The organism is Pigmentiphaga sp., from assembly GCF_019689535.1.
Classification (GTDB): Bacteria; Pseudomonadota; Gammaproteobacteria; order Burkholderiales; family Burkholderiaceae_B; genus Pigmentiphaga.
In genome coordinates this window covers 1-4,552 of the sequence record NZ_JADGHH010000239.1, presented here as the reverse complement: position 1 = coordinate 4,552, position 4,552 = coordinate 1, and the positions used below count along the sequence as shown (strand labels likewise).

Annotated in this window: 5 protein-coding genes; 4 read left to right on the top strand and 1 reads right to left on the bottom strand. The window is 63.7% G+C overall.

The window, feature by feature from the left end:
* Positions 1–9: 9 nt before the first annotated feature.
* Together istA and istB are read left to right on the top strand one after the other, a co-directional pair.
* Positions 10–1,530, top strand: coding sequence for an IS21 family transposase (gene istA / locus IRZ12_RS15825; protein WP_367181597.1), 1,521 nt, complete (start codon positions 10–12; stop codon positions 1,528–1,530).
* A gap of 20 nt (positions 1,531–1,550) precedes the next feature.
* Positions 1,551–2,306 carry an IS21-like element helper ATPase IstB gene (gene istB, locus IRZ12_RS15820; protein WP_296470445.1) on the top strand — a complete coding sequence of 252 codons (756 nt, stop codon included), beginning with the start codon at positions 1,551–1,553 and terminating at the stop codon, positions 2,304–2,306.
* Positions 2,307–2,463: 157 nt separating this feature from the next.
* Here the strand turns inward: istB and IRZ12_RS15815 are convergent, their stop codons facing one another.
* Complete coding sequence (locus tag IRZ12_RS15815; protein ID WP_296470443.1) at positions 2,464–2,715, bottom strand: hypothetical protein; 252 nt, start codon at positions 2,713–2,715, stop codon at positions 2,464–2,466.
* A 99-nt stretch (positions 2,716–2,814) separates the two neighbouring features.
* Between IRZ12_RS15815 and IRZ12_RS15810 the strand changes: the two genes are divergently transcribed.
* Together IRZ12_RS15810 and rhuM are read left to right on the top strand one after the other, a co-directional pair.
* Positions 2,815–3,075, top strand: coding sequence for a type I restriction endonuclease (locus tag IRZ12_RS15810; RefSeq protein ID WP_296470441.1), 261 nt, complete (start codon positions 2,815–2,817; stop codon positions 3,073–3,075).
* 69 nt (positions 3,076–3,144) lie between these two features.
* On the top strand, positions 3,145–4,146 hold the full coding sequence (gene rhuM / locus IRZ12_RS15805; RefSeq protein ID WP_296470438.1) for a RhuM family protein: 1,002 nt from the start codon (positions 3,145–3,147) through the stop codon (positions 4,144–4,146).
* Positions 4,147–4,552 lie beyond the last annotated feature (406 nt).

Here is a 4,552-nt window from a genome sequence, read left to right as displayed (position 1 = left end):
GATTGGCCGGTGCAATCGCTGCGCAGACGCGTCTGGGCCACTCGTTTCTTCGAAAACAGCGTCCCTGATGCGTTCGATGCCCACTTTTTCAACGGCCTGTTAGGCATTTCCAAGGGCGTGGTGGGCAAGTACGCTATTGCCGCCAAAGCCGCCGGCTTGAGCTGGGCAGAGATCGAACCACTCGATGAGGCGGCGCTCGAGCGGCGCCTGTTTGCTCACCTCGGGCAGGCCGACAAGCCGGTGATTCCCGACTACGCGGCAGTCCACCGGGAGCTCTCGCGCAAGGGCGTGACGCTCATGCTGCTGTGGCAGGAATATCAGGCCAATCATCTGGGCCAGCGCACGCTGCAATACAGCCAGTTCTGCGAGCGCTACCGGCAGTATGCCAAGACGCTGAAGCGTTCCATGCGGCAAGTGCACCGCGCCGGTGAGAAGCTGTTTGTGGACTTCGCTGGACCGACGCTGGCGTTGTCGGACGGTTCGCGCGCGCACCTGTTTGTCTCGGCCTTGGGCGCCTCACACTACACCTACGCTCAGGCGCTGCCCGGGCAGCGCACCGCCGATTGGATCGCCGGCATGACCGGGGCATTGCACTTCATGGGCGGCGTGCCCGAGCTGGTCGTGCCGGATAATGCCCGTGCCGTCATCGCCCGGCCCGATCGCTATGAACCGCGCGCCAACGACACGGTGCTGGACTTCGCCCAGCATTATGGCTGCACCGTTTTGCCGGCACGCCCACGCACGCCGCAAGACAAGGCCAGTGTGGAGTCGGCCGTGCAGGTGGTCGAGCGCTGGGTTCTGGCGCGGCTGCGCCATCGCCCCCTGGCCGATCTGGCTGCGGCCAACCGGGCGATCCAGCCCTTGGTGCATGAGCTCAATGCGCGCCCCTTCCAGAAGCTTCCCGGCAGCCGCGCCAGCGTCTTTAATGAGCTGGATGCACCGGCGCTGCGCCCCTTGCCGGCCCAACGCTACGAATACGCCCGCTTCAAGTCGGTGCGGGTTCATGTGGACTACCACGTCGAGGTCGAACGCCACCGTTACAGCGTACCGCATGCGCTGGTGGGCGCCATGCTCGATGCCCGCATCACCGCCCATACGGTCGAGTTGCTGCATCGCGGCCGGCGTGTCGCCATGCATGTGCGAAATGCCCGCGCCGGGGGGTTCACCACGGTAGAGGCCCACATGCCCGCAGCCCACCGGGCGCATCGTCAATGGACGCCACAGCGCCTGATCGACTGGGGCCTGGGCGTTGGCCTGGCCACCGGCACCCTGGTCGAGCAACTGCTGCATCGCCACAAGCACCCCGAGCATGGCTATCGCTCGGCCCTGGGGCTGCTCTCCCTGGCCAAGCGTTACGGCCCCGCACGCCTGGAAGCCGCCTGTGCCTTGGCCTTGCAGCTGCACTCCTGCTACTACCGCACCGTGCGCGACATCTTGATCAATGGCCGCGACCGTCTGACGCCCATCGAATCGGCCGACTGGCAAAGCCCCCCGCATGAGCACCTGCGCGGCGCGCAGTCCTATCACTGAGATATCTACAAGGAATCTACATGCTTCACCAAACCATTGCCCAATTGCGCGAACTGAAACTGACGGGCATGGCCGATGCCTTGCAGCGCCAAAGCGAACAGGCCGCCAGTAGTGAACTGGCCTTCGAGCAGCGCCTGGCGCTGCTCGTGCAGCAAGAATGCGACTACCGCCATCAGAGACGCAGTGCGCGGCTGTTGCAACAAGCACGCCTCAAATACCCCCAGGCCGCCATCGAGGACTTCGATAGCCGGCCTGGCCGAGGCATCGAGCGCACGCACTTCCTCAGTCTGGCCCTCGGTGAATGGGTGCAGGCCGGCCAGACCCTCATCCTCACGGGGGCTACCGGCTGTGGCAAGACCTGGTTGAGCTGCGCCCTGGCCCAGTACGCCTGCCGTCAGGGCCATAGCGCCCGATATCTGCGGGTGCCCCGTCTGGCCGAGGAACTCAGAACGCTGCGCGCCGCCGGTTCCTACACCAAGTGGCTGGCCCAACTGGCCAAGACCCAGGTGCTCGTGCTGGATGATTGGGGGCTGGTGGGACTGGATGCTCTGACGCGCGAGACGCTCATGGAAATCATCGATGACCGCGCCGCCACCCGGGCTACGCTGATCTCCAGCCAGTTGCCGATTGAGCACTGGCACGCTTGGATCGGCGAGCCGGCCTTGGCCGATGCACTGCTCGATCGGCTACTGGCGCAGGCGCACCGCATCGTGCTCAAGGGCGAGTCCATGCGGGCAGCGATACGAAGCGGCCCTCCCAAACTCCCCGACGCATAGCGCGTCACACGCAGCGTATGTCGGCCCCTCTGCGGGGCCGACATGACCTTCAACGTACAATCAGGTCGCGCGTGTTCTTGCCCTCCGACATGGCCGTGGTCACGATCATCGGAATCGGTGGTCACGATGCCCGGACTGCCCGGTCACGATCCCGGAATCACTGGTCACGATCGACCGGAATACCCACCAGGACACCGAGACTTTCAATTCGCTGGTGGAATCCGCTGCATTGGATATACATGCCTATATCATTCAGTGTAATGACCGCCAGTACGGCGATAGCCGCATTCGTGGCCCGTTCAAGGAGAGTTGGCGACGCGATCTGCTGCACGTCAAAGGAGGTATTGCCGATTATTGTGTAATTGGTGAGATTGACGTGGGGGCGTTGCGGGCGTTCCAGAGCAGTCATCGCTCACCGGAGGGGCCATTCAAGCCGGTTCCGGATGTATTTGAAATTGATCACGCCCGGCGTGTCTTGCCCGAGACTACAGACTGAGGGATGTCGGTCATGGAATTTCTGTCGGAGGCCGAGAGCGAAAGCGTGCTGCTGGATCAGCTGCGTGCGTTCGGTTACAGCATCGAACGCGAGGAAGACATCGGCCCCGACAGCCACCGGCCGGAGCGCGAGAGCCACGCCGAGGTGGTACTGAGGCGGTTCGAGGAAGCCGTTGCCCGCCTGAACCCCGGGCTACCGCCGGAGGCGCGGCAGGATGCGATCCGCAGGGTCGGTCGTACAGACCGTGCGGGCCTCGCGTCTCGATGTGCATGATCCGCAAGGCCTAATCTCCGGCGCGCTGGGCATCGCCGATGCCCAAGCCTTCCTCAAGGAGCGTGACTTATGAACGAAGCTGGGCAACTCGTCATCTTCGAAGCTGAAAACGGTCCGGTCCAGGTGCGGCTGGAGGGAGAGACCGTGTGGCTGACGCAGGCGCAGATGGCCGAGCTGTTTGGCACCTCCAGCGACAACATAAGCCTGCACCTCAAGAACATCTACAAGGAGCGGGAGCTTCAGGAGGCGGCAACTACCGAGGATTTCTCGGTAGTTCGCCAGGAGGGCGCGCGGCAGGTACGGCGCCGACTCAAGCACTACAACCTCGACGCCATCATTTCCGTGGGGTATCGGGTCAGTTCCGCGAAAGCCACGCGCTTTCGCCAGTGGGCAACCACCGTACTTCGCGAGCACCTGACCCGTGGCTTCACCCTGAACCGCCAGCGCTTCGAGCACAACGCCGCCGAGCTGGAAGCCGCGCTGCAGCTGGTGAGAAAGGCGGCTGCGGGCCAGGCGCTGACTGCCGAACAGGGCCGCGGTCTGGTGGATGTGATTGCGCGTTACACCCAGACCTTCCTGTGGCTGCAACGCTATGACGAGGGGCTGCTGACCGCGCCGGCGGGCAGTCCGGGCGGTGTGCTGCCGGCCCTGGACGAGGCCCGTGCCGCCATTGCGCAGCTGAAGGCTGACCTGATGGCGCGCGGCGAGGCTTCCGAGCTCTTCGGGCGCGAGCGTGGCGATGCCTTTGCGGCCCTGCTCGGCAATCTCGACCAAACGGTGTTCGGCCAGCCGGCCTATCCCACGGTGGAAACCAAGGCCGCGCACCTGTTGTATTTCGTCATCAAGAACCATCCATTCGCGGATGGCAACAAGCGCAGCGGGGCCTTCCTGTTCGTGGATTTCCTGGCACGCAACGGGCGTCTGCTGCGCAACGGCGAACCGGTGATCAACGACGTGGGCCTGGCAGCGCTGGCGCTGCTGGTGGCGGAGTCCGACGCCAAGAACAAGGACGTGATGATCCGCCTGATCGAGAACATGCTCGCCCTGCCGGGCGGCAGGGACGAGGGATAGACGCATGGCATTTTTGTCGGAGGCCGAGATCGAAAGCGCGCTGCTGGATCAGCTGCGCGCACTCGGTTACAGCTGTACTCGAGGTTTTAGCGTTTGCGCGGCCGGGATATGCCTTTGCCAACGAAGTGGAAGCAATAGATGCGTATTCCGCTGATTGTGGGCACCGATTCCGGTGATCGTGACCACCGTGCCCGACATGGGCAACTTTTCCTCATTCCGGCATCGTGACCACCTGTTCCGGGTGCGTGACCACCGATTCCGATGATCGTGACCACCGCTTTCAGGGCGGCAGAAACATGCGCGTTTGACCCCAATCCTGCGGTAGGGTGTCGGGCTTTTTGGAGCCCCCATGGCGTAACCACCCCTGTCAAGTAGACATCGGTCTGTAGAGATTCGGAGCCAAGGT

Bases quoted from the DNA above. Each gene is read 5' to 3' on its own strand.
- istB (WP_296470445.1), top strand. From the start codon at position 1,551: ATGCTTCACCAAACCATTGCCCAATTGCGCGAACTGAAACTGACGGGC.
- IRZ12_RS15815 (WP_296470443.1), bottom strand. From the start codon at position 2,715: ATGACTGCTCTGGAACGCCCGCAACGCCCCCACGTCAATCTCACCAAT.
- IRZ12_RS15810 (WP_296470441.1), top strand. From the start codon at position 2,815: ATGGAATTTCTGTCGGAGGCCGAGAGCGAAAGCGTGCTGCTGGATCAG.
- rhuM (WP_296470438.1), top strand. From the start codon at position 3,145: ATGAACGAAGCTGGGCAACTCGTCATCTTCGAAGCTGAAAACGGTCCG.